The following is a 23701-nucleotide window of genomic DNA, read 5'->3' as shown; positions in this document are numbered from 1 at the left end:
GGGGGTTTACTGCGGCGGGGGCGGGGCACGGCGGCCCGTCCCCGGCCGAAGTACGACGGGCCCGTCAGATCTGCGCTGCGCCCCGGTCCGGGACACAGCGGCCGTCCTCGGTGCGATAGGTCCACCGGGCCCCCTTGCTCACCAGTTCCCTGACCGCGCGGACGAAGCGCTCGATGTGCTCGTCCGGCGTACCGGCGCCGAAACTGACCCGGATCGCGTTCAGCAAGGGGGTCCCCCCGGTCGAGTCCGTTCGAGACTGGGGGAGCTCGCCCGGCTCGGCCTCCGGCGCACCGCACTCCCCCGGGTCCTGCGGGCCGCCGCCCAGCAGGGTGCGGACCAGCGGGTGGGCGCAGAACAGTCCGTCGCGTACCCCGATGCCGTATTCGGCGGAGAGCGCCGCGGCGAAGTGCGAGCTGTTCCAGCCCTCCACCACGAAGGAGATGACGCCGACCCGCGGGGCGTCGTCACCGAACAGCGACAGCACCTTGACCTGGGGGACCTCGGCGAGGCCTGCGCGGACCCGGGTGACGAGCTGCTGCTCCCGGGCGACGAGCCGGTCGAAGCCGGCCTCGGTGAGCGCCTTGCAGGCGGAGGCGATGGAGTGGACGCCGATGACGTTGGGCGAACCGGCCTCGTGGCGGGCGGCGGTCGAATGCCACTCGACGTCCACTCCGCCGTCGGCGCGCCGGGCGACCTTCCGCGAGGCGCCGCCACCGGCGAGGTACGGCTCGGCGTCCTGCAGCCAGTCGGCGCGGCCCGCGAGGACACCGGAGCCGAACGGCGCGTACAGCTTGTGTCCGGAGAAGGCGACCCAGTCGACGTCGAGCCCGGCGATGTCCACCGGGTGGTGCGGGGCGAGCTGCGCGGCGTCGAGCACGATCCGGGCGCCGTGCGCGTGGGCGGCGGCGGCGAGCTCCTTCACCGGCCACAGCTCACCGGTGACATTGGAGGCGCCGGTGACGCAGACCAGCGCCGGTCCGATGGGACCTCCCCTGCTCGAACGGAGTTGAGAACTCGGGGAAGGGTCGCGGTCGGCGAGTGCCCGCTCCAGCGTCTCGACGGCCTCGGCCGGGGTGCGCGGGGCGTTGAGGTAGGTGACGCGGGCGTCGCGCCAGGGCAGCAGCGAGGCGTGGTGCTCGGTCTCGTACACGAAGACCTGGCAGTCGGCGGGGAGTACCGCGGCGAGCAGGTTCAGCGAGTCGGTCGTCGACCGGGTGAAGATCACCTGGTCTCCCTCGGGGCGGCAGCCGAGGAACTCCGCGACGGTCTTGCGGCTGTTCTCGAAGAGGTCCGTGGAGAGCTGCGAGAGGTAGCCGGCGCCGCGGTGGACGCTGCCGTAGTACGGGGCGTACGCGGCGACGTCGTCCCACACGCGCTGCAGGGCCGGGGCGCTGGCCGCGTAGTCGAGGGCGGCATACGTGACTTCACCACCGGTCACCAGAGGAACGGTCACATCCCGCCCGAGAACGGGCAGCGGGGTACAAATGGACTGGTCGGCGGCAGCGGTGAAGACAGACATGGCGAACTCCCGTAAGAGGCAGGCGAATTCACTGCGCCGGCGGACACGCGGCAGCGCAGGAAGAAGAAAGGGTGTGCGGAGAAGGGCCTTGGGCCCTATCGCATTCGCTTGCTCACAAGAGGCTCCTTGAGGACCAGGACCCCAGGGAGGTGACATTCAGAGATGTCGAGGGGTCCGCGCTTGCCGCAGACCTCGCTGCCTACGGCCTGGTCTTCACCCGGGGCACCCCGCCACGGACGGAGGGTTGCCGGACAGCGGGCCGGGGCCGTAGTCGCTGTCACTCATGACCTGACCAGCATCCTGCCATACGCGCGCCGACGTGCAAGGCGCAGTCCAAGATCTGGACTGCGCCCTGTGCCATGTTTCCGTACGGTCAGGTGTTGCTGACCGCCACCCAGCGCTCCAGCGCCGCCCGGGCCGCACCCGAGTCGATGGATTCGGCGGCCTTCGCCATTCCGGCGGCGAGCTGCTCGTTCAGCGTGCCCTCGCCGGGGTCCAGCGCCACCAGCGCCGCCGCCGAGTTGAGCAGCACCGCTTCGCGTACCGGACCGGTCTCGCCGGCCAGCAGCCGGCGGGCCACATCGGCGTTGTACGACGCGTCGGCGCCGCGCAGCGCCTCGACGGGCACCATCTGCAGACCAACGTCGCGCGGGTCGAACGCCTCCTCGCGCACCTCTTTGTCGCGGACCACCCAGACCCGGGAGGTCGCCGTGGTCGTCAGCTCGTCCAGACCGTCGTCGCCGCGGAAGACGAGCGCGGAGTTGCCGCGCGCCGCGAGCACGCCCGCGACGATGGGAGCCATCTTCGGATCGGCGACACCGACGGCCTGGGAGCGCACCTGCGCCGGGTTGGTGAGCGGCCCGAGGATGTTGAACGTGGTCTGCGCACCGAGCTCCTTGCGGGCCCTCGCCGCGTACCGCAGGGCGGGGTGGAACTTCACGGCGAAGCAGAAGGTGATGCCGGCTTCCTCCGCCACCGCGGCGACACGCTGCGGGGTCAGCTCCAGGTTGACGCCCAGCTTCTCCAGGACGTCGGAGGCGCCGCTGGCCGAGGAGGAGGCCCGGTTGCCGTGCTTGACGACCTTGGCGCCCGTGCCCGCGACGACGATCGCGGACATCGTGGAAATGTTGACCGTCTTGGCGAGGTCGCCGCCGGTGCCGACGATGTCGACCGTGCGGCCCGGCACGTGGATCGTGGTGGCGTGCTCGTACATCGCGCGGACGAGTCCGGTGACCTCGTCGACGGTCTCGCCCTTGGCCCGCAGGGCGACGGCGAAACCGGCGATCTGCACGTCGGTCGCCTCGCCGCTCATGATGCTGTCCATCGCCCACGCGGTGTCGTCGGCGGTGAGGTCCTCGCCACGCAGCAGCGGGTTCAGCACGCCCGGCCAGGAACGAGCCGCCACGCTGTCGCCGCCGACCGGGGTCACAACGTTCATGGTCCGCTCCTGGGGTCCACAGCCGAAAAGGGGATGCACCCCACCCTATCGAGCCCCAGAGACAGCGAAGAGCCCCGTCCATCGAATGGACGGGGCTCCCGCTGTGGCGATCAGTTCAGGTGATCAGTGGTGGCCGTGGCCGCTGGTGATCTCCTTGTACTCCTCGGCGGTGGCCTTTTCGATCTGGTTGTGCTCGCCGAAGTAGCCCTTGCTGAGCTTGGCCCGCAGCTTCTGCATCGCGGGCACCTTGCGCTCGACACCGTTCTTGTCGACCGTCGGGCCGATCTCGACCGGCTTGTACTGCTCGTGCGCGGTGAGCGTGTGCAGCTGCTCGGGACCGAGCGGCTCGTGGATCTCGACGAACTCACCGTGCGGCAGGCGCTTGATGATGCCGGACTCGCGTCCGTGCAGCACCTTCTCCTTGTCCCGGCGCTGAAGGCCGAGGCAGATCCGCTTCGTCACGATGAACGCGACGACCGGCCCCACGAAGATGAAGATCCGGACGAACCACGAGATGGCGTTCAGCGAGAGGTGGAAGTGCGTGGCCCAGAGGTCGTTGCCACCGCCGATGAAGACGATGACGTATTCGGTGATCCAGGCGACGCCGAAGGCCGTCCGGGTCGGGGCGTTGCGCGGGCGGTCCAGGATGTGGTGCTCGCGCTTGTCCCCGGTGATCCAGGACTCGACGAACGGGTAGACCGCGATGATCGCGAGCACCAGTCCGAAGGCCATCAGCGGGATGAACACGCCCAGGACGAGCGTGTGACCCCAGAGGTTGATCTCCCAGCCAGGCATCACTCGGATCAGACCCTCGGCGAAGCCCATGTACCAGTCGGGCTGGGCGCCGGTGGACACCTGGTCCGGGCGGTACGGGCCGATGGCCCAGATCGGGTTGATCGAGGCGATGCCCGCGATGATGGCGATGATGCCGAAGACCAGGAAGAAGAAGCCTCCCGCCTTCGCCATGTACACCGGCAGCAGCGGCATGCCGACGACGTTCTTGTTCGTCCGGCCGGGACCCGCGAACTGCGTGTGCTTGTGGTAGAAGACCAGGATCAGGTGCGCCACCAGCAGGCCGAGCATGATGCCCGGCAGCAGCAGGATGTGGATCGAGTAGAACCGGCCGACGAAGTCGTGACCGGGGAACTCCCCGCCGAACAGGAACATCGAGATGTACGTGCCGACGATCGGCATCGACAGGATCGCGCCCTGGGTGAAGCGGACACCCGTACCGGAGAGCAGGTCGTCCGGGAGCGAGTAGCCGGTGAAGCCGGTGAACATACCCAGCACGAACAGCAGGAAGCCGAACAGCCAGTTGATCTCACGCGGCTTGCGGAACGCACCCGTGAAGAAGACGCGCATCATGTGCACAAACATGCCGGCCAGGAAGATCAGCGCGGCCCAGTGGTGGATCTGGCGGACCAGGAGACCACCGCGGACGTCGAAGCTGATGTCCAGCGTCGAGGCGTAGGCCTCGGACATCCGGATGCCCTGCATCGGCTCGTACGAGCCGTGATACACGACTTCGTTCATGCTCGGGTGGAAGAACAGCGTCAGATACACACCCGTGAGGATGATGATAATGAAGCTGTAGAGGGCTACTTCACCGAGCATGAAGGACCAGTGGTCCGGGAAGATCTTGCGCATGTTGGCCTTGGCCAGGGAGTAGATCCCGAGCCGGCCGTCCGCCCAGTCGGCCACCCGCTCACCGGCGGGCGCCTTGCGCTTGGTGTCGGTCACAGTACTCATCCGCGCTCCCAGAAGGCAGGACCGACGGGCTCTTCGAAGTCACCGAGCGCTTCGAGGTTGCCCTCGGCGTTCACACCGATCCGCAGCTGCGGAAGGGCGTGACCGGCCGGACCGAAGATGACGCGGGCGCCGTCGGAGAGGTCGAAGGTGGACTGGTGGCACGGGCAGAGCACGTGGTGCGTCTGCTGCTCGTACAGGCTGATCGGGCAGCCGACGTGGGTGCAGATCTTCGAGAAGGCCACGATGCCCTCGTGGGCCCACTCGCGCTCGCGCTTGTCCTTGATGTTCTCCGGCTGGATACGGATGATCATCAGAGCGGCCTTGGCGATCTGGTTCTGGAAGTCCTCCGCGTCCTCGTTCAGGCCCTCGGGCATGGCGAAGGTCAGCGAACCGACGGCGACGTCCTCGGGACGCAGCGGCAGCATCGTGTTCATGTTGATGAGCTGCTTGCCCTTGGCCCACAGGGTGTTGCGGAGCTTCTTCTCCGGCAGCGGACCGAGGTCGCGCAGCAGCATCACACCGGAGAGCGGCACCAGGGCCAGCGCACCGAACATGGTGTTGCGGATCAGCTTGCGCCGGCCGAGCGCGGACTCCTCGGCGCCGGCCGCGAAGTCGGCGAGAACCTTCGCCTTGACCTCGGGCTCGGCCGCGATGGCGTGGCGGTCGTCAGCCACCTCCACGTCGGACATCAGCGTACGCGCCCAGTGGACGGCGCCCGCTCCGATCGCGAAGAGGGCCACACCCAGGGTCAGACCCAGGGAGAAGTTGAGCGCGCTCACGTGGCCGAACGGCCAGATGTACACGATCTCGTCGACCGGGAAGATGACGTACGAGGCGATGAAGCCGACCGTCGCCACCATGGACAGCAGGAACAGGAGCGCGACCGTGCGCTCCGACCGCCTCGCGGCCCGTTCGTCGATGTCCTGGATGCGCGGCCTGTGGGCCGGCAGCCCCGGGTCTGCGAACGGGTCGTCCGCGACCTCTACCGCGGTGTGCGCGGTGCCCTGCTCAGCAGGCAGGTTCTCTTCTGGAATCTCTTGGCTACTCATGACTTCTTGGCCTTAGCGGTGTGGGCCGCGACCCAAACGGCAACTGCGATCAGTGCGCCGAGACCGAAGATCCAGGCGAACAGACCCTCGCTGACCGGACCGAGCCCGCCCAGCTTGAGGCCACCAGGGGTCTCGGACTCGGCGCTGTTCACGGTCTTGATGTACGCGATGATGTCCCGCTTCTGCTGCGAGGGCATCGTCGTGTCGGGGAAGGACGGCATGTTCTGCGGGCCGGTCTGCATGGCCTCGTACACGTGCTTCGGTTCCACGCCCTCAAGGCTGGGCGCGTACTTGCCCTTCGACAGCGCACCGCCCTCGCCGGTGAAGTTGTGGCACTGCGCGCAGTTGGTACGGAACAGCTCGCCACCCTTGGCGATGTCCGCACCATCAGGGTTGACCTGGTCCTTGGTCGGCACGATCGGGCCGGCGCCGAGCGACGCGACGTACGCCGCGAGCTGGTCGATCTCGGCCTGGGTGTAGATGACCTTCTTCTTCGGTACCTGGGCACCCGGCTGCTGCGCCGGCATACGGCCGGTGCCGACCTGGAAGTCGACGGCGGCGGAGCCCACACCGACCAGGCTCGGCCCGTCGGTGGTGCCCTGACCGCCGGTTCCGTGGCAGCTGGCGCAACCGACGGAGTACAGCTTCTTGCCCTCATCAATGGCGAGGGACTGGGCGGTGTCGTCGGCCTGCGCCTTACTCGCGGGCGCAAACGCGGCGTACAGCCCCCCAGTGGCCGCCAGCGCGAGGAGTAGTACGACGACCGCCGCCAACGGATGGCGTCGTCGTGCGGAGAGCTTTTTCACGGATTACCCCGGTGTCAGGATCTTCTGCGTCGATGCTGGATGTGGTTCGGGTTCGAGCCCGGTTACTTGATCATGTAGATCGTGGCGAAGAGGCCGATCCACACGACATCGACGAAGTGCCAGTAATAGGACACGACGATGGCGGCGGTCGCCTGTTCGTGGGTGAACCTCTTGGCTGCGTATGTCCTGCCCAGAACGAGCAGGAAGGCGATGAGACCGCCTGTCACATGCAGACCGTGGAAGCCGGTGGTCAGGTAGAACACCGAGCCGTACGGGTCGGAGGACAGCGAGAGGCCGTCCTTCTTCACCAGCTCGGTGTACTCCAGGACCTGGCCTCCGATGAAGATCGCACCCATCACGAAAGTGATCACGAACCAGGCACGGAGCTTCTTCACATCGCCCCGCTCCGCGGCAAAGACGCCGAGCTGGCAGGTGAGGGAGGAGAGCACCAGGATCGTGGTGTTCGTCGCCGAGAACGGGAAGTTCAGGGCCGAAGCCATTTCCTTCCAGTGGTCGGGACCCATCACCGATCGCAGGGTGAAGTACATCGCGAAGAGGGCCGCGAAGAACATCAGCTCGGAACTCAACCAGATGATGGTTCCGACGCTGGTGAGGTTCGGTCGATTGACCGACGGGTGCGCGTGCCCGGTTTCTACTGTCGTTGCTGTCGCCACGACCGACATTATGTCGGTCGCTTATCCCGCCCTCACTCCGGGGGGTGCCGTTCGGTGTGTCAGCAGGGTGTGTCCTCCCCGAACGGCCCATCGAATCCGCGTCATTACCGGTGCTGACAGGCTGTCCGCCGGAGTACGATCCGCGCATCGGTTCATGCCCCGAGAGCCCCGAAGACACAGATGTCACGGAGGAACAATGCAGCCGACCGCCACGGTCCTGGTCTACAGCGACGATGCCAACACCCGTGAGCAGGTGAGGCTGGCCGCCGGTCGCAGGCCTGCGGCGGACGTGCCACCGCTGGAGTTCGTGGAGTGCGCCACCCTGCCCGCCGTCCTGACCGCTCTGGAGAGCGGTGGCATCGACGTGTGCGTGCTGGACGGCGAGACGGCCCCGGCGGGCGGCATGGGCGTCTGCCGGCAGATCAAGGACGAGGTCTTCCGCTGTCCGCCGGTGCTCTTGCTGATCGGGCGCCCTCAGGACGCCTGGCTGGCCACCTGGAGCCGTGCGGACGCCGCGGTGACCCTTCCGGTCGAGCCGGTCGAGTTCGCGGACGCCCTGGCCGCCCTGCTGCGCAACAGGCTCTGCGCGGACGCCTGACCGGCCCTGGTGCCGCCGCGGCGGCACCCGCGGCTCTCCATGTCCCACCGAGGGGCAGCGCACTCCCCTGGCCGGTCAGACCTCGGGGCGCAGGCGCGCCGCCTGGATCGTGTCCGAGCGGTCCGGCGTGGTGCTGTTCTGCAGGGCGCTGCCCTTCTGCCAGTTGGCCCAGGACAGGTTCCAGTCGCCGTAGCCGTTGTCGAACGGTGTCATCGTCGCACCCTGGCTGCCGACGACCTTGACGATGTCCCCCTCGCGCACGGTGTTGAAGAACCACGCGGCCTCACTGGTGCTCATGCCCGTGCAGCCGTGGCTGACGTTCGCGAGCCCCTGTGAGCCGACGGACCAGGGGGCCGCGTGCACGTATTCGCCGCTCCAGGTGACGCGGGTCGCGTAGTAGACCTGCAGGTCGTACGAGTCGGATGAGCCTGCCGCGATGCCGATCGTCTCCCCGCGCATGCGTACGGAGTACTCCTTGCTCAGCACGACCTTGATGCCGTTGCGGGTGGCGAAGCCGGGCCTGCCGGTGGTCACCGGAATGGTCTTGATCACTCGTCCGTTGCGCTTGACCGTCATGGAGTGCGTGGAGGCGTCGGTGATGGCCTCTATGCGGTCGCCGGTAGTGATCTTCAACGCCTTCGCGGGAGCCCCGTACAGCGTCTTGGTGACCTTGATGCCCGCCAAGGTGCTGGTGGCCTCGATGGTGGCCCTGGCGGGCCAGTACTCCTGCGGGCGGTAGTGCAGGGTCTTGTCGTCGACCCAGTACCAGGAACCCGGCACGGAGGGCGTGGACCGGACCTTCAGGGAGCGTTCCACGGTGGCCCTGGCGGCCTTGTCCCTGACCGGAGCGCTGAGTACCGCCGTAATGGGCTGTCCGACGCCGTAGGTGCCTGCCTGCGGGCCGAAGGCGACCTTCAGGAACTTCTTCGCCGAGGCCGTCTCGAAAGCGAGCGTACGGGCGCCCGGGGCGCCGTCGCCGTTCTCGACGCTGACCTTGACGGTGTATCGGGTGCCCGCGGCGAGCGGGGCGGTGGAGTGCCAGCGGCTCCCGTCGGCGGCGAGTTCACCCGCGAGATGGTGTCCGGCCGTGTCCACGGCCGTCACGTCCGTGATCCGGCCGTCGTCACCCGTGACGGTGACTTCGAGGGGCTTGTCGGGATCAGCCTTCTTGCCACCCTCCGGGGTGTTGAAGGAGATCTCGTCCGCCGCGTCGTACGGCTGCGCGGACAGCGGATGACCATCGGGCCCACCACAGGCGGTCGCCCCTGCAACCAGGGTCACGACCAGCAGTGTGCAGCTCGCTACGGGCCGGAAGCGCGGCGTGAGGTTCATGAACCCACGCTAAGAAGATTCATCAGTTTCAGCGCGTCGGGTGACTGCAAACGGGGGGCCCGCACTTCTCGTGGAGGAGAAGTGCGGGCCCCCCGTCAGGTGGAGCTGTGTCACCGGTGGAGCGGTGTCACTGGGTGCGGTTCTCACCGCGGTAGTACTCGAAGACCCAGCCGAACAGACCGATCATGACGATCGGGGCCGAGAAGTAGAGCAGCCACCATCCGAAGATGATTCCCAGGAAGGCCAGGGAGCCACCGATGGCCAGTGACAGCGGCTGCCAGCTGTGCGGGGAGAAGAACCCCACCTCGCCGGCCTCGTCCGCGACATCGGCTTCCTTGTTGTCCTGAGCCATCGCGTCGACGCGCTGCGCCGTGAAGGCCAGGTAGAAGCCGATCATGACGCTCAGACCGAAGCCCAGGACCAGCGCGGTGGTACCGGCCGGCTCCTTCGACCACACGCCATAGGTGATTGCCATGGCGAGGATGAAGACGCTCAGCCAGAGGAACATCTTGCCCTGGATCTTCACTTGCCGGCCTCCTTGCCACCAGCGAGGGCCTTGTCAGCCTCGAAGTGGTGCTCCAGCTGTTCGAGCGCCGAGATCTCCGGGTGGTGCAGGTCGAACGCCGGGGATTCGGAGCGGATCCGCGGCAGGGTGAGGAAGTTGTGCCGCGGCGGCGGGCAGGAGGTTGCCCACTCCAGCGAACGGCCGTAGCCCCACGGGTCGTCGACCTCGATCTTCTTGCCGTACTTGGCGGTCTTCCACACGTTGTAGAAGAACGGCAGCATCGACAGTCCGAGGAGGAACGAGGAGATCGTCGAGATCGTGTTCAGCAGGGTGAAGCCGTCGGCGGCGAGGTAGTCCGCGTAACGACGCGGCATACCCTCCGCGCCGAGCCAGTGCTGCACCAGGAACGTGCCGTGGAAGCCCACGAACAGCGTCCAGAACGTGATCTTGCCGAGCCGCTCGTCCAGCATCTTGCCGGTGAACTTCGGCCACCAGAAGTGGAATCCGGAGAACATCGCGAAGACCACGGTGCCGAAGATGACGTAGTGGAAGTGCGCGACGACGAAGTACGAGTCCGAGACGTGGAAGTCCATCGGCGGCGAGGCCAGGATGACGCCGGTCAGACCACCGAAGGTAAAGGTGACCAGGAAGCCGACGGCCCAGAGCATCGGTGTCTCGAAGGACAGCGATCCCTTCCACATCGTGCCGATCCAGTTGAAGAACTTCACACCGGTCGGTACCGCGATGAGGAACGTCATGAACGAGAAGAACGGCAACAGCACACCGCCGGTGACGTACATGTGGTGAGCCCACACGGTCACGGACAGGCCCGCGATGGCGATCGTGGCGCTGACCAGGCCGATGTAGCCGAACATCGGCTTCCGGCTGAACACCGGGATCACTTCGGAGATGATTCCGAAGAATGGCAAGGCGATGATGTACACCTCTGGATGGCCGAAGAACCAGAAGAGGTGTTGCCAGAGCAGCGCGCCGCCATTGGCCGCGTCGAACACATGCGCACCGAACTTGCGGTCCGCCTCCAGCGCGAAGAGCGCGGCGGCGAGCACCGGGAAGGCCAGCAGGACCAGCACACCGGTCAGCAGGACGTTCCACACGAAGATCGGCATCCGGAACATCGTCATGCCGGGTGCACGCATGCAGATGATCGTGGTGATGAAGTTGACCGAACCGAGGATCGTGCCGAAGCCGGAGAAGGCCAGACCCATGATCCACATGTCGGCGCCGACACCCGGCGAACGGACGGCGTCCGAGAGCGGGGAGTAGGCGAACCAGCCGAAGTCCGCCGCACCCTGCGGGGTGAGGAAGCCGGCCACCGCGATGATCGAGCCGAAGAGGTACAGCCAGTACGCAAACATGTTCAGCCGCGGGAACGCCACGTCGGGCGCGCCGATCTGCAGCGGCATGATCCAGTTCGCGAACCCGGCGAACAGCGGCGTCGCGAACATCAGCAGCATGATCGTGCCGTGCATCGTGAACGCCTGGTTGAACTGCTCGTTCGACATGATCTGCGTGCCGGGACGGGCCAGCTCGGCGCGCATGAAGAGCGCCAGCAGACCGCCGATGCAGAAGAACGCGAACGACGTGACCAGGTACATCGTGCCGATCGTCTTGTGGTCAGTGGTGGTCAACCACTTGACGACGACGTTTCCCGGCTGCTTCAGGCGGGCCGGCAGCTCGTCCTCGTACGAGTCGTCTGCTGCCGCGGCACCCTGAGGTTCATTGAGGATGCTCACAGTTTGTTCGTCTCCGCATTCCTGGCCGGCTTCGTCTGCTCGATACCGGCCGGCACGTAGCCCGTCTGGCCCTTCTTGGCCAGCTCCTTGAGGTGCGCCTGGTAGCGCTCCGGGGAGACGACCTTGACGTTGAAGAGCATCCGGGAGTGGTCGACGCCGCAGAGCTCGGCGCACTTGCCCTTGAAGGTGCCCTCCTGGTTGGGAGTCACCTCGAAGGAGTTGGTGTGGCCCGGAATGACGTCCTGCTTCATGAGGAACGGCACCACCCAGAAGGAGTGGATGACGTCACGCGAAGTCAGCACGAAGCGGACCTTCTCGCCCTTCGGCAGCCACAGGGTCGGACCCGGGTTGCCGTTCTGCGGGTTCCGGGTTCCCGGGATGCCGACGTCGTAGACGCCTTCCGCACCCTCGGGGAAGTCCTTCCGGAGCCGGTCGGGGATGGCGTCGAGCTCCTTGGGGATCTCTCGGCCCGTGGAGGCCAAGCCGTCCACGTTCTCGATGTAGTTGAAGCCCCAGCTCCACTGGAAGCCGACCACGTTGACGGTGTGGGCGGGCTTCGGGGAGAGCGTGAGGAGCTTCGATTCGTCGCGCGCGGTGAAGTAGAACAACACCGAGACGATGATGAGAGGGACCACGGTGTACAGCGCCTCGATGGGCATGTTGTACCGGGTCTGCGGAGGTACCTCCACCTTGGTGCGGCTGCGCCGGTGGAAGATGACACTCCACAGGATCAGGCCCCAGACCAGCACACCCGTGGCGAGCGCTGCCGCCCACGAGCCCTGCCAGAGGGAAAGGATCCGTGGTGCCTCTTCCGTTACCGGCGTGGGCATACCAAGGCGGGGAAAGTCCTTGTATGTGCAACCGGTGGCGGTCGCCAGGATCAGGCCCGCAGTCAGCACCTGCGGCAGCTTCCGCCGCATCGGGCGCCGCGACGAGCGGTCGGAGCCGTTGGGACTCACGTAGCGCCTTCCCGAGAGTCTCGCCCGCGTGTTCGGCGCGGCCGTCTGTCTGGTCGGTCGCCGCCCTGACGCGGGCAGGGGTTTGGATGTTTATGCGGACCAAACCCTACTGGACGCCATTTGGGGTCGCGCGGGGAGGGTGCCCAACGCGCCGCCCGACACCCCGAAGGGGTGGAATCCGGGCCTCCGGCCGCCATCTGACGGGCCCTCCCCTGACTGCGTGAGCGGCCCGTGCGGAGGCGGCGGCAGGCGCGAGCCAGTTCCGTGACCGGCAGTGTTTGCCCGACGGGGCAGAGCTTGCCGGGAGGGGCACTAGCGTGGACATGTGCCCTACTTCGATGCCGCATCCTCCGCACCTCTGCACCCCGTAGCCCGCCAGGCGCTGCTTGCCGCACTGGACGAGGGCTGGGCCGACCCGGCCCGCCTCTACCGGGAGGGGCGGCGGGCCCGGCTGCTGCTGGACGCGGCCCGGGAGGCCGCCGCGGAGGCGGTGGGATGCCGCCCGGACGAGCTGGCCTTCACCTCGTCGGGAACCCGGGCGGTGCACTCAGGAATTTCCGGAGCCCTCGCCGGGCGTCGGCGTGTCGGCCGCCATCTGGTGGTCTCGGCGGTCGAACACTCGTCGGTGCTCCATTCGGCCGCCGCCCATGAGGCTCAGGGCGGGATGTTCACCGAGGTGCCGGTGGGCCGGGCGGGGGCGGTGAGCGCGGCGGCGTACGGGGAGGCCCTGCGCGAGGACACCGCGTTGGCCTGCCTGCAGTCCGCCAACCACGAGGTCGGTACGGAGCAGCCGGTGGCCGAGGTCGCGGAGGCCTGCCGGGCGGCGGGCGTACCGCTGCTGGTGGACGCCGCGCAGTCGCTGGGCTGGGGCCCGGTGCCGGGCGGCTGGTCGCTGCTGGCGGCCAGTGCCCACAAGTGGGGCGGGCCCTCGGGGGTGGGGCTGCTCGCCGTACGCAAGGGAGTCCGGTTCGCGCCCCAGGGCGCGGCGGACGAACGGGAGTCGGGGCGGGCCGCCGGGTTCGAGAACATCCCGGCCGTCGTGGCGGCGGCGGCGTCGTTGCGGGCCGTCCGGGCCGAGGCAGCGGCGGAGTCCGTACGGCTGCGGGCGCTGGTGGACCGGATTCGAGCCACAGTGGGCTCGGTCGTGCCCGATGTGGAGGTGGTCGGCGATCCGGTGCGGCGGCTGCCGCACCTGGTGACCTTCTCCTGTCTCTATGTCGACGGGGAGACACTCCTCCACGAACTGGACCGTGAGGGATTTTCCGTGTCGTCCGGTTCGTCCTGCACGAGCAGCACGCTCACGCCGAGCCATGTGCTGAAGGCGATGGGAGTGCTGTCGGAGGGCAACGTCCGGGTGTCCCTGCCGGCCGGCACCACGGAGGAGGACGTCGACCGCTTCCTCCGGGTGCTGCCGGGGGTGGTGGCAGGGGTACGGGAGAGGCTGGGCGCACCTGTCCCCCCCGCCCCCTCCCCCGCGACGGCCGCGTCCCTGGTGGTCGACTCGCTGGGGAAGCGGTGCCCGATCCCGGTGATCGAACTCGCAAAGGTGATCGGAGAGGTGCCGGTGGGCGGGACGGTGACCGTGCTCTCCGACGACGAGGCTGCGCGGCTGGACATCCCCGCGTGGTGCGAGATGCGGGAGCAGGAGTACGTCGGTGAGGAGCCGGCGGACCGGGGCTCGGCCTATGTGGTCCGCCGGCTTTCGTAGCCTGCCCGGATCAGCGCAGGTGGGCGCGGACCTCTGCGGCGGCGTCGTGACCGTACGCCTTGGTGAAGCGGTCCATGAAGTGGGTGCGGCGCAGGGTGTATTCCTGGGTGCCGACCGTCTCGATGACCAGCGTGGCGAGCATGCAGCCGACCTGCGCTGCGCGCTCCAGGCTGACGCCCCAGGCGAGGCCTGAGAGGAAACCGGCGCGGAAGGCGTCACCGACACCGGTCGGGTCCGCCTTCGTCTCCTCCTCCGGGCAGCCGACCTCGATGGTCTCCTGACCGGCCTGCTCGATCCGGACGCCGCGGGCTCCGAGCGTGGTGACGCGGTAGCCGACCTTGCCGAGGATCTCCTCGTCGGTCCAGCCGGTCTTGGACTCGATGAGCCCCTTCTCGTACTCGTTGGAGAAGAGGTACATGGCCCCGTCGAGGAGGATCCGGATCTCGTCGCCGTCCATCCGCGCGATCTGCTGCGAGAAGTCGGCGGCGAACGCGATGCCCCGGGAGCGGCACTCCTCGGTGTGGCGGAGCATCGCCTCCGGGTCGTCGGCGCCGATCGAGACGAGGTCGAGACCGCCGACGCGGTCGGCGACGGCCTTCAGCTCGATCAGCCGGGCCTCGCTCATCGCGCCCGTGTAGAAGGAGCCGATCTGGTTGTGGTCGGCGTCCGTCGTGCAGACGAAACGGGCGGTGTGCAGGACCTCGGAGATCCGCACCGAACCGGTGTCGACGCCGTGCCGGTCGAGCCAGGCACGGTACTCGTCGAAGTCGGAGCCCGCGGCGCCGACCAGGATCGGGTCGGTACCGAGCAGGCCCATGCCGAAGCAGATGTTGGCGGCGACACCGCCCCGGCGCACATCGAGGTTGTCGACCAGGAAGGAGAGCGAGACCGTGTGCAGCTGATCGGCGACCAGCTGGTCGGCGAAACGGCCGGGGAAGGTCATGAGGTGATCGGTGGCGATGGAGCCAGTGACTGCGATGCGCACGGGAAGACTGCTCCTGCAGGGGTCGGGGGGAACGGGTGTCTGCGTTCCCGGGACGGCGTGACAGTTCACGCTACCCGTTCGCCGTACTCGCCCTGAAGGGGAAAAACTACCCGATAGTAGGTCTTTTATCCTGAGGCCTGCGGTGCCTACGGTGCGGACATGCCGAACAACATCGCCCCGCGTGAGTCCGAGATCAGCCTGGCCGAGCTGCGCGGTGACTGCGCACGGATGGCTCCGCACTGGGTCGTACCCGCCAAGGCCGCCCCCGCCCCTGTCGCGCCGTCCCTGATTCATGGTGTCACCGTTCCGGACGCGTCCGCACGGCTGATCGACGCGATGTCCGAGTACGGCGACTGACGGCCGCAACCGCTCACTTCCGGCGCCCTCGGGGAACCGGGTGCCCTCCTGCTCCGTCCCACCCCTGTCCGCACTCGCGGGACAGGCGATGGCCGTGCGACGGTCATAGTGACGGCAACGCAGTCGAAGGAGCGATCCGGTGAGCACCGAGCGACCCGACAACGACGTGACTGCCCCCCGGCGGCGGCGGTCGCCGCTGGCCGTGGCCTCGGTGGCGGCAGCGGTGCTGCTCGCCGGGGGCGGCAGCGCGTACTGGGCTGCCGCGGACGGCGGCAGCAGCAGCCGCGCGGGCAGCAGTGACCGCACGCCTCCCCTGCTCGCGCTCGACGAGGGTGCGTCAAGCCCGACGGCACCCCAGGAGGGTATCGCCCCGGGCGAGCCCGACCCCAGCGGTGACGGCGTGGTCTACCGCCCGTCCGGCAAGCTGCCCGACGGCCCGGCCAAGGCCGCCGTCCACCGCGCGAAGGGCACGGTCTCCGCGGCGGAGGTGACCCGGCTGGCGAAGGTTCTGGGCCTGGAGGGCACCCCGCGGGCCGAGGGCGCGGCCTGGAAGGTGGGGTCCGACGGGGACGGCTCGGGTCCGGTCCTGCGTGTGAACAAGCAGGCGCCGGGCACCTGGTCCTTCGCCCGCTTCGGCTCCGGCGGAACGGACAACTGCCGCAGCACGACGGCGTGTGCGGGCAAGGACGTGGCGCCGGGCGGCACGGAATCGCCGGTGAGCGAGAACGCCGCCAAGGCCGCCGCCGTGCCCGTGCTGAAGGCGGCGGGCCAGGACGGTGCCGCCCTCGACGCGTCCCAACTCATGGGCTCGGTAAGGGTAGTGAACGCGAACCCAGTGGTGGGCGGGCTGCCCACGTACGGCTGGGCGACCGGGATCCAGGTAGGGCCGGACGGTCAAGTAGTCGGCGGCAGCGGGCAGTTGAAGAGCCTGGAGAAAGGCGCGGAGTATCCGGTGATCAGCGCGGACGATGCGCTGAAGCAGCTGAACAAGGCCGGCCGCTCGGCCGCTTCGCGGAGCGACGTCGGCGGGTGCGCCACCTCCGTACCGCTGGAGGAGGGCGAACCGAAGTCGTCGGCTGTCAGGTGCGGGACACGGACGGGAGCAGAGCGGGAGACGACGACCGTGACGGTCGACAAGGCGGTTTTCAGCCTTGCGATGCGGTACGTGGACGGCGAGCAGACGCTCGTACCGTCGTGGCTCTTCTCGGTGCGGCCGGCAGCTGGCGGGACGGGCAAGACGGTGGCGCAGGTCGCGGTGGACCCGGACTCGCTGGCGAAGCCTTCCAAGGACCCGAGGCCGGATCCGGGCACGGGGGACGCGTCCCGGTCCACGCATCAGCTGACCTCGTACACCGCGGACGGCCGGACGCTGAGGGTGACGTTCTGGGGCGGGGTGTGCAGTACGTACGCGGCCAGCGCGACCGAGAGCGCGGACGCGGTACGGGTGACGATCACCGAGTCGACCCCGGACCCGAAGAAGGTCTGCATCATGATCGCCAAGGAGTTGACGCGGACGGTGACGCTGGACGCCCCGCTGGGTGACCGGAAGGTGCTCGACGCGGCGGGCGGCACGGTGCCGCGCGGCTAGGGCGTGTGTCGAAAGTAGCGTCGTCCGCCCGTAGGGCGGGCCAGGCTGCGTCTGGTGCGTGCGATCGCAAGGCGGAGGGTCGTCCCGATACTGGGCACGTGACGTCGGTGGCAGTCGGGTGATCGACGCCCGACATGACTGAAGGCGGCGGTCCCCGGAATCCGGGGGCCGCCGCCTTCGTCAGGCACTGCTGCCCGATACCGCCTTCGCGACTTAGCTGAAGGAGTCGCCGCAGGCGCAGGAGCCCGTGGCGTTCGGGTTGTCGATCGTGAAGCCCTGCTTCTCGATGGTGTCGACGAAGTCGATGGAGGCACCACCCAGGTACGGAGCGCTCATCCGGTCGGTGACGACCTTGACGCCGTCGAAGTCCTTCACGACGTCGCCGTCGAGCGAACGCTCGTCGAAGAAGAGCTGGTAGCGCAGGCCCGAGCAACCGCCGGGCTGAACGGCGACGCGCAGCGCCAGGTCGTCACGGCCTTCCTGCTCCAGCAGGCTCTTGACCTTGGCTGCGGCGGCGTCGGACAGGAGGATGCCGTCGCTCACGGTGGTGGTCTCGTCCGATACGGACATCTGCTTCTCTCCCGGGTTGTGCGGACTGCTTGCCGACGTTGCAACCGTCGGGACCGCGGATTCATTCCGGGCCGAGCGCTTGCCTGTTCCTTTCATGCTCGCACACCCCTCCGGGAAGAGGTGCCGGGCGGGGCGAAGAGGTGCCGGGCGGAGCAAGGAGGCCTCTCGGGACTCCGGGACGGCCCCCGACCACGCCCAGAGGGAATTCGTCACATAGACGCTATCGGCATCGTCAAAGTGACGTGAACCGGATATGATAGATAACGTCAATTAGACGAAAAGGCTTATCTGCAAAGAAGAAAGGGTGCGTGACGTGACCACGGCCCACCCCGTCCAGGACCTCGACGTCCAGCCGACGCCCCTCGCCCTGTTGCTGCTCGGTCGCGAGGCCGACCCGAAGAGTGAGCGCGGCGTCGAGTGCCCCGGCGATCTGCCCTCCCCGTCCGACCCGGACCTGGTGGAGCGCGCCCGCGCGGCCAAGGAGAAGCTCGGGGACAAGGTCTTCGTTCTCGGCCACCACTACCAGCGCGACGAGGTCATCCAGTTCGCGGACGTCACCGGCGACTCGTTCAAGCTCGCCCGCGAGGCGGCCGCCCGGCCGGAAGCCGAGTACATCGTCTTCTGCGGTGTGCACTTCATGGCGGAGTCCGCGGACATCCTGACCACGGACGACCAGAAGGTCGTGCTGCCGGACCTGGCCGCGGGCTGCTCGATGGCCGACATGGCCACCGCCGAGCAGGTCGCCGAGTGCTGGGACGTACTGACCGAGGCCGGGGTCGCCGAACAGGTCGTACCCGTCTCGTACATGAACTCCTCCGCCGACATCAAGGCCTTCACCGGCAGGCACGGCGGCACGATCTGCACCTCGTCCAATGCGAAGCGCGCCCTGGAGTGGGCCTTCGAGCAGAGGGAGCCCTCGGCGGGCAAGGTCCTCTTCCTCCCCGACCAGCACCTGGGCCGGAACACCGCGGTCCGCGACCTGGGGATGACGCTGGAGGACTGCGTCCTCTACAACCCGCACAAGCCGAACGGCGGCCTCACCGCCGAGGAGCTGCGGAACGCGAAGATGATCCTGTGGCGCGGGCACTGCTCGGTTCACGGGCGCTTCTCGGTGGACTCCGTCAACGACGTGCGCGAGCGCATCCCGGGCGTCAATGTGCTGGTGCACCCCGAGTGCAAGCACGAGGTCGTGGCCGCGGCGGACCACGTCGGCTCGACGGAGTACATCATCAAGGCCCTGGAGGCGGCCCCGGCCGGCTCGAAGTGGGCGATCGGCACCGAGCTGAACCTGGTGCGCCGCCTGGCCAACCGGTTCGCCGCAGAGGACAAGGAGGTCGTCTTCCTCGACAAGACGGTCTGCTTCTGTTCGACGATGAACCGGATCGACCTGCCGCACCTGGTGTGGGCGCTGGAGTCGCTGGCCGAGGGGAACCTGGTCAACCGGATCGAGGTCGACCCCGAGACGGAGAAGTACGCGAAGCTGGCGCTGGAGCGGATGCTGGCGATCCCGTAGGGGCAGCAAGGGCTCCCCGGGCCTCCGCCCCCGCCTGGGGGCCGGGGCCGCCCGTACGGGCCCGGCAGGCCGGCACAGGAAGACCCCGGCACCGTTCACCGGTGCCGGGGTCTTCGTGTGTGCCGGACGTCAGGCCTTCGCAGGCTCCGGCTCCTCGGAGGTGGTCTCCTCCAACGGGACCGGGCCCGGAACGCCCGCCTTCTTCGCGCGCTTGATGGCCTTCTTCGTCGCGCGGCGCTCCTTGCGGAGCTCCACCATCGCGTAGAGCGTCGGCACCACCAGCAGCGTCAGCAGCGTCGACGTGACCAGGCCGCCGATCACCACGACCGCGAGGGGCTGCGAGATGAAGCCGCCCTCGCCGGTGACACCGAGCGCCATCGGGAGCAGGGCGAAGATCGTCGCGAGTGCCGTCATCAGGATCGGGCGGAGGCGGTGGCGGCCGCCCTCGATGACTGCTTCGACGACGCCCATGCCCTGCGTCCGGTACTGGTTGATCAGGTCGATCAGCACGATCGCGTTGGTCACCACGATGCCGATCAGCATCAGCATGCCGATCATCGCCGGGACGCCCATCGGGGTGCCGGTGACGACGAGGAGGCCGATGGCGCCGGTGGCCGCGAACGGGATGGAGACCAGCAGGATCAGCGGTTGGACCAGGGACCGGAAGGTCGCGACCAGCAGCATGAAGACGATCGCGATGGCCGCGAGCATGGCCAGGCCGAGCTTCATGAACGCGTCGTTCTGGTCCTGCGAGACCCCGCCGATGGAGGCGGTGGCGCCGTCCGGGAGCTTCAGAGCGTTGATCTTCGTCTGGAGCGAGGCGCTGACCGCACCGGTGTTGTCACCGGTCGGCCTGGCCGTGACGGTCGCGGCGCGCTGGCCGTCGATCCGGGTCATCGAGACCGGTCCGGGGACCAGCTCGACGTCGGCGATCTGACCGAGCTTGACCGGGCCGAGCGCGAGGTTCTTCAGCTCGGCCATCGTGGTGGCCGGGTGGGCTGACTTGATGACGACATCACGCTCGGTGTCGTCCATGATCGCCTTGCCGGACGGGGTGCCGCGCACCGCTCCGGCGACGGCCGCGCCGAGCGTGGTCTGGTTGAAGCCGGCGTCCGCGGCCTTGGCGTTGGCCTTGACCGAGATCCGCGGGATGCTCTGCGCCAGGTCGCTCTGGACGTCGGTGACGTCCTTGAGTTTCGCCACCTCGGCCCGGACCTCTTCGGAGGCCTTCTTCAGGACGTCCGCGTCGGCGGCCTTGACCACGACGCTGAGTTTCTGGCTGCCGAAACCGTCGCCCGCGGCGATGGTGGTGTCACCGATGCCGTCGAGCTTGCCGAGACCCTTGTCGATGCGCTTCTGGGTGGCGTCGAAGTCGGCCGAGTCCTTCAGGGTGACCTGGTAGGAGGCCTGGTTGGCGCCCGTACCGCCGCCGAAGGCCGCCATGAAACCGGAGGAGCCGACGGTGACCTGGTAGTCCTTGACGCCCTTGTCCTCGTCGAGGAGCTTCTCGACCTTCTTGGCCGCCTCGTCGGCGGCCGCCAGGCTGGTGCCGGGGGCCAGCTCCTGCTTGATGGAGAGGACTTCCTGCTCGCCCTGGTCGAAGAAGTTGGTCTTGAGCAGCGGCGCCATGCCGAAGGTGCCGACGAACACGGCGACGGCGATGGCGATGCTGGTGATGCGGCGCCGGGTCGCGAAGCGCAGCACCGGGACGTACAACCGCTGGAGCCTGCTGCGGGCTTCCTTCTCCTCGGCCTTGCGACGGGCCTCGTCCGGGTTCTCGGTGCTGCCCTTGGGTGCGCGCAGGAACCAGTAGGACAGGACGGGGACCACGGTCAGCGAGACCAGCAGGGAGGCGAGCAGGGCCGCGGTGACGGTCAGGGAGAACGAGCCGAACAGCTCGCCGACCATGCCGCCGACCAGACCGATCGGGAGGAAGACCGCGACCGTGGTGAGGGTCGAGGACGTGACCGCGCCGGCCACTTCCTTGACCGCGGTGATGATCGCGGACTGCCGCTCCTCGCCGTAGCCGAGGTGACGCTTGATGTTCTCCAGGACCACGATCGAGTCGTCGACGACGCGGCCGATCGCGATGGTCAGCGCGCCGAGCGTGAGCATGTTGAGTGACAGGTCGCGGGTCCAGAGCACGATCAGCGCGAGAACCACGGAGAGCGGGATGGAGACCGCGGTGACCAGCGTCGAGCGGAGCGACGCGAGGAAGACCAGGATCACGATGACCGCGAAGAGCAGGCCGAGCGCGCCCTCGGTGGTCAGACCGGAAATCGCCTTGGAGACGGCGGGGCCCTGGTCGGAGACGACGGTCAGTTCGGCGCCGGCGCCGAGGTCCTTGCGGAGGTCCGGGAGCTTGTCCTTGACGGCGTCCGAGATGGCGACGGCGCTGCCGTCCTTGTCCATCGTGGCCATCACGGCGAGGCTCGGCTTGCCGTTGGTACGGGTGATGGAGACCGCGGTGGACGGCTCCTGCTTCACCGTGGCGATGTCGCCGATGCGGACCGGCTTGCCGGGCTTGCCGGTGGCCGGGTCCTGACCGGTGACCCGCAGGTCCTCGATCTGCTTGAGGGAGGTGAAGGCCCCGCCGACCTGGACGGTGCGGCTCTTGCCCTGTTCCGAGAACGATCCGGCCGGGACCGTGGCGCCGCCCGCCTGGAGGGCCTGGGCAAGGGATCCGGCGTTCAGACCGGCGGCCGCGAGCTCCTTGTCGTCGGGGGTGATGGAGACCTGAAGGTCCTGGACACCGTCGACGGTGACCTGGCCGACACCGTCGATGTCCTCCAGGGCGGGGACGACCGTGCGGTCCAGCTGGTCGGCGAGCGCCTGCTGGTCCTTGTCGGAGCTGACGGCGAGGACGACAGTCGGGATGTCGTCCGTCGAACCGGCGATGACCTGCGGGTCGACATCGTTGGGCAGCTGGATGCGGGCGCGGTTGACCGCCTGCTGGATGTCGGCGACGAGCTGCTTGGTGCCCTCGCTGCCGAAGTCGAAGGACGCCATGATGACGGCGTTGCCCTCGCTGGCGGTCGAGGTCACGCCGGTGACGCCGTCGACGGCCTTGATGGACTTCTCGAGCGGTTCGACGACCTGCTTCTCGACCACATCGGGAGACGCACCCTGGTAGGGGGCGAGCACCGAGACCATCGGGAGTTCGAGGGTGGGCAGCAACTGCTGCTTCAGCTGCGGGATCGCGATCGCTCCGAAGACGAGCGCGACGATCGAGATCAGCCCGATCAGGGCCCTTTGCGCGAGGCTGAATCTGGACAGCCAGGACATGGGTGGGTCTCTCTTCTGTGGCTTACGCGGCAGGTGGGCGGGTGACTCGGGGACAGACCCGGCCCAGCTACACCATCGCTCATCCACAGGGGCAGAATCGTCGACCCCAGGGTCACTTTCTTATGTGGCGCATACCGCAGGTGGAGTACGCCGCTTCCACCCTTCATTCCACCCGTGGGCGCACCAGGCCCGATTCGTAAGCAAATACCACCAATTGAGCCCGGTCGCGGGCACCCAGTTTCGCCATGGCCCGGTTCACATGGGTCTTGACGGTGAGTGGGCTGACGGTGAGGCGCTCGGCGATCTCGTCATTGGAGTGCCCGCCCGCGACGAGGACCAGTACCTCTCGTTCGCGGCCGGTGAGTGCGTCGAGCCGTTCGGAGTACTCTGCGGCGCTCGGCCCCTCACCGTCCGAACTGCCGCCCTGCGCAAGGAAGGTGGCGATCAGTCCCTTGGTGGCGGCCGGCGAGAGGAGCGCCTCGCCATCCGCGGCGATACGGATGGCATTGAGCAGTTCGTCCGGTTCGGCGCCCTTGCCGAGGAAGCCTGAGGCACCGGCCCTCAGCGACTGCACCACATATTCGTCCACCTCGAAGGTGGTGAGCATGACGACCCGTACGTCCGCCAGCTCCGGGTCGGCGCTGATCATCCGGGTCGCGGCCAGTCCGTCCATACCAGGCATCCGAATGTCCATCAACACCACATCGGGGCGCGCCGAGCGGGTCAGCGCCACGGCCTCCGCGCCGTCGGCCGCCTCGCCGACGACCTGCATGCCGGGCTCCGAGTCGACCAGCACCCGGAACGCGCTGCGCAGCAGCGCCTGGTCGTCGACGAGCAGGACCCTGATGGGTGATGGTGTCATGCGCCTTCCCCCGTCCGGCCCGCCATGCCCGGCGTCCCCGGCTCTCCCGTGCGGGCCTTGACCGGCAGGATCGCATGAACCCTGAATCCGCCGCCGTAGCGGGGCCCGGCCGTGAGGATGCCCCCCAGGGCGGTGACGCGCTCGCGCATGCCGAGCAAACCGTGGCCGCCGCCGTCGGCTCCGGCGCCCGCGCCCTGGCTGCCCGTGCCGTTGTCGAGGACCGTGACCTCGGCCGTCGCCCCGACCCGTACGACACTGACCTCGGCCTTCGCCCCGGGACCCGCGTGCTTGCGCACATTGGTCAGCGCCTCCTGGATCACCCGGTAGGCGGCCAGGTCGACGGCCGCGGGCAGCGGTGGCCTGCGGTCGACGCAGGCGACCACGACCGGGAGCCCCCGCCCCCGCGCCGACACCCCGAGATAGAAGGGGAGATCGGCGGGTGGGGGGAGA

At 68.3% G+C, this 23701-nt stretch carries 20 protein-coding genes and 1 riboswitch; of the genes, 5 read left to right on the top strand and 15 right to left on the bottom strand.

The features are described 5' to 3' along the window. Positions 1-64: 64 nt before the first annotated feature. The 6 genes from AB0915_RS29690 to AB0915_RS29665 form a co-directional block, all read right to left on the bottom strand. Complete coding sequence (locus AB0915_RS29690; protein ID WP_366694014.1) at positions 65-1519, bottom strand: aminotransferase class V-fold PLP-dependent enzyme; 1455 nt, start codon at positions 1517-1519, stop codon at positions 65-67. Positions 1520-1690: 171 nt separating this feature from the next. Continuing rightward, positions 1691-1808: riboswitch (SAM riboswitch) on the bottom strand. 84 nt (positions 1809-1892) lie between these two features. After that, on the bottom strand, positions 1893-2957 hold the full coding sequence (trpD, locus tag AB0915_RS29685) for an anthranilate phosphoribosyltransferase (protein ID WP_366694013.1): 1065 nt from the start codon (positions 2955-2957) through the stop codon (positions 1893-1895). A 123-nt stretch (positions 2958-3080) separates the two neighbouring features. After that, positions 3081-4706, bottom strand: coding sequence for a ubiquinol-cytochrome c reductase cytochrome b subunit (locus AB0915_RS29680; RefSeq protein ID WP_366694012.1), 1626 nt, complete (start codon positions 4704-4706; stop codon positions 3081-3083). Next, positions 4703-5755: a Rieske 2Fe-2S domain-containing protein gene (locus AB0915_RS29675; RefSeq protein ID WP_366694011.1), complete on the bottom strand. Its 1053-nt coding sequence runs from the start codon at positions 5753-5755 to the stop codon at positions 4703-4705. Before AB0915_RS29675 ends, AB0915_RS29680 begins: the two co-directional genes overlap by 4 nt. Further along, the gene (locus AB0915_RS29670) at positions 5752-6561 is read right to left on the bottom strand and encodes a c-type cytochrome (RefSeq protein WP_366694010.1); all 810 of its coding nucleotides are present in this window, start codon (positions 6559-6561) and stop codon (positions 5752-5754) included. The genes AB0915_RS29675 and AB0915_RS29670 overlap by 4 nt, the downstream gene beginning before the upstream one ends. Before the next feature lie 62 nt (positions 6562-6623). After that, a complete protein-coding gene (locus AB0915_RS29665; RefSeq protein ID WP_266986533.1) occupies positions 6624-7244 on the bottom strand; it encodes a heme-copper oxidase subunit III in 621 nt (206 codons plus the stop codon). A 187-nt stretch (positions 7245-7431) separates the two neighbouring features. Between AB0915_RS29665 and AB0915_RS29660 the strand changes: the two genes are divergently transcribed. Further along, positions 7432-7833, top strand: a complete 402-nt coding sequence (locus AB0915_RS29660; protein ID WP_366135069.1) for a hypothetical protein — start codon at positions 7432-7434, stop codon at positions 7831-7833. A gap of 75 nt (positions 7834-7908) precedes the next feature. Here AB0915_RS29660 and AB0915_RS29655 read toward each other — a convergent pair whose 3' ends face one another. The 4 genes from AB0915_RS29655 to coxB all read right to left on the bottom strand — a co-directional run bounded on the left by AB0915_RS29655 (position 7909) and on the right by coxB (position 12383). Then, positions 7909-9165: an Ig-like domain-containing protein gene (locus AB0915_RS29655; RefSeq protein WP_366694009.1), complete on the bottom strand. Its 1257-nt coding sequence runs from the start codon at positions 9163-9165 to the stop codon at positions 7909-7911. 127 nt (positions 9166-9292) lie between these two features. Further along, positions 9293-9691 (bottom strand): cytochrome c oxidase subunit 4, encoded by a 399-nt coding sequence (locus AB0915_RS29650; protein WP_366694008.1) that lies wholly within the window; start codon positions 9689-9691, stop codon positions 9293-9295. Further along, positions 9688-11424, bottom strand: a complete 1737-nt coding sequence (ctaD, locus tag AB0915_RS29645) for a cytochrome c oxidase subunit I (protein WP_366694007.1) — start codon at positions 11422-11424, stop codon at positions 9688-9690. Before ctaD ends, AB0915_RS29650 begins: the two co-directional genes overlap by 4 nt. Beyond that, a complete protein-coding gene (coxB, locus tag AB0915_RS29640; protein WP_366694006.1) occupies positions 11421-12383 on the bottom strand; it encodes a cytochrome c oxidase subunit II in 963 nt (320 codons plus the stop codon). The genes ctaD and coxB overlap by 4 nt, the downstream gene beginning before the upstream one ends. A gap of 325 nt (positions 12384-12708) precedes the next feature. Between coxB and AB0915_RS29635 the strand changes: the two genes are divergently transcribed. Then, a complete protein-coding gene (locus AB0915_RS29635; protein WP_366694005.1) occupies positions 12709-14091 on the top strand; it encodes an aminotransferase class V-fold PLP-dependent enzyme in 1383 nt (460 codons plus the stop codon). A gap of 10 nt (positions 14092-14101) precedes the next feature. Here the strand turns inward: AB0915_RS29635 and AB0915_RS29630 are convergent, their stop codons facing one another. Then, the gene (locus AB0915_RS29630; protein ID WP_366694004.1) at positions 14102-15076 is read right to left on the bottom strand and encodes a carbohydrate kinase family protein; all 975 of its coding nucleotides are present in this window, start codon (positions 15074-15076) and stop codon (positions 14102-14104) included. A gap of 159 nt (positions 15077-15235) precedes the next feature. On the opposite strand from AB0915_RS29630, the gene AB0915_RS29625 reads away from it, so the two are divergent. After that, positions 15236-15433: a hypothetical protein gene (locus AB0915_RS29625; RefSeq protein WP_366135076.1), complete on the top strand. Its 198-nt coding sequence runs from the start codon at positions 15236-15238 to the stop codon at positions 15431-15433. Between the two features lie 139 nt (positions 15434-15572). Continuing rightward, positions 15573-17021 carry a hypothetical protein gene (locus tag AB0915_RS29620; protein ID WP_366694003.1) on the top strand — a complete coding sequence of 483 codons (1449 nt, stop codon included), beginning with the start codon at positions 15573-15575 and terminating at the stop codon, positions 17019-17021. 213 nt (positions 17022-17234) lie between these two features. Here AB0915_RS29620 and erpA read toward each other — a convergent pair whose 3' ends face one another. Then, on the bottom strand, positions 17235-17591 hold the full coding sequence (erpA, locus tag AB0915_RS29615; RefSeq protein ID WP_189540679.1) for an iron-sulfur cluster insertion protein ErpA: 357 nt from the start codon (positions 17589-17591) through the stop codon (positions 17235-17237). A 304-nt stretch (positions 17592-17895) separates the two neighbouring features. Between erpA and nadA the strand changes: the two genes are divergently transcribed. Then, on the top strand, positions 17896-19104 hold the full coding sequence (gene nadA / locus AB0915_RS29610; RefSeq protein WP_366694002.1) for a quinolinate synthase NadA: 1209 nt from the start codon (positions 17896-17898) through the stop codon (positions 19102-19104). A gap of 129 nt (positions 19105-19233) precedes the next feature. Here nadA and AB0915_RS29605 read toward each other — a convergent pair whose 3' ends face one another. From AB0915_RS29605 to AB0915_RS29595, 3 genes are all read right to left on the bottom strand, one after another. Then, positions 19234-22389 (bottom strand): efflux RND transporter permease subunit, encoded by a 3156-nt coding sequence (locus tag AB0915_RS29605; protein WP_366694001.1) that lies wholly within the window; start codon positions 22387-22389, stop codon positions 19234-19236. A gap of 163 nt (positions 22390-22552) precedes the next feature. Further along, positions 22553-23251, bottom strand: coding sequence for a response regulator transcription factor (locus tag AB0915_RS29600; protein WP_366694000.1), 699 nt, complete (start codon positions 23249-23251; stop codon positions 22553-22555). Further along, positions 23248-23701: ATP-binding protein (locus tag AB0915_RS29595; RefSeq protein ID WP_366693999.1), on the bottom strand; the 454-nt coding region annotated here is incomplete at its 5' end. The genes AB0915_RS29595 and AB0915_RS29600, both read right to left, overlap by 4 nt.

Source organism: Streptomyces sp. NPDC048411 (assembly GCF_040704695.1).
GTDB lineage: Bacteria > Actinomycetota > Actinomycetes > Streptomycetales > Streptomycetaceae > Streptomyces.
Note: the sequence above shows the minus strand (reverse complement) of the source record. Positions and strands in the feature narration are given on the sequence as shown.

Coding starts and splice junctions, on each gene's coding strand:
- AB0915_RS29690 (WP_366694014.1), bottom strand. CDS start 1,519: ATGTCTGTCTTCACCGCTGCCGCCGACCAGTCCATTTGTACCCCGCTG.
- trpD (WP_366694013.1), bottom strand. CDS start 2,957: ATGAACGTTGTGACCCCGGTCGGCGGCGACAGCGTGGCGGCTCGTTCC.
- AB0915_RS29680 (WP_366694012.1), bottom strand. CDS start 4,706: ATGAGTACTGTGACCGACACCAAGCGCAAGGCGCCCGCCGGTGAGCGG.
- AB0915_RS29675 (WP_366694011.1), bottom strand. CDS start 5,755: ATGAGTAGCCAAGAGATTCCAGAAGAGAACCTGCCTGCTGAGCAGGGC.
- AB0915_RS29665 (WP_266986533.1), bottom strand. CDS start 7,244: ATGTCGGTCGTGGCGACAGCAACGACAGTAGAAACCGGGCACGCGCAC.
- AB0915_RS29660 (WP_366135069.1), top strand. CDS start 7,432: ATGCAGCCGACCGCCACGGTCCTGGTCTACAGCGACGATGCCAACACC.
- AB0915_RS29655 (WP_366694009.1), bottom strand. CDS start 9,165: ATGAACCTCACGCCGCGCTTCCGGCCCGTAGCGAGCTGCACACTGCTG.
- AB0915_RS29625 (WP_366135076.1), top strand. CDS start 15,236: ATGCCGAACAACATCGCCCCGCGTGAGTCCGAGATCAGCCTGGCCGAG.
- erpA (WP_189540679.1), bottom strand. CDS start 17,591: ATGTCCGTATCGGACGAGACCACCACCGTGAGCGACGGCATCCTCCTG.
- AB0915_RS29605 (WP_366694001.1), bottom strand. CDS start 22,389: ATGTCCTGGCTGTCCAGATTCAGCCTCGCGCAAAGGGCCCTGATCGGG.
- AB0915_RS29600 (WP_366694000.1), bottom strand. CDS start 23,251: ATGACACCATCACCCATCAGGGTCCTGCTCGTCGACGACCAGGCGCTG.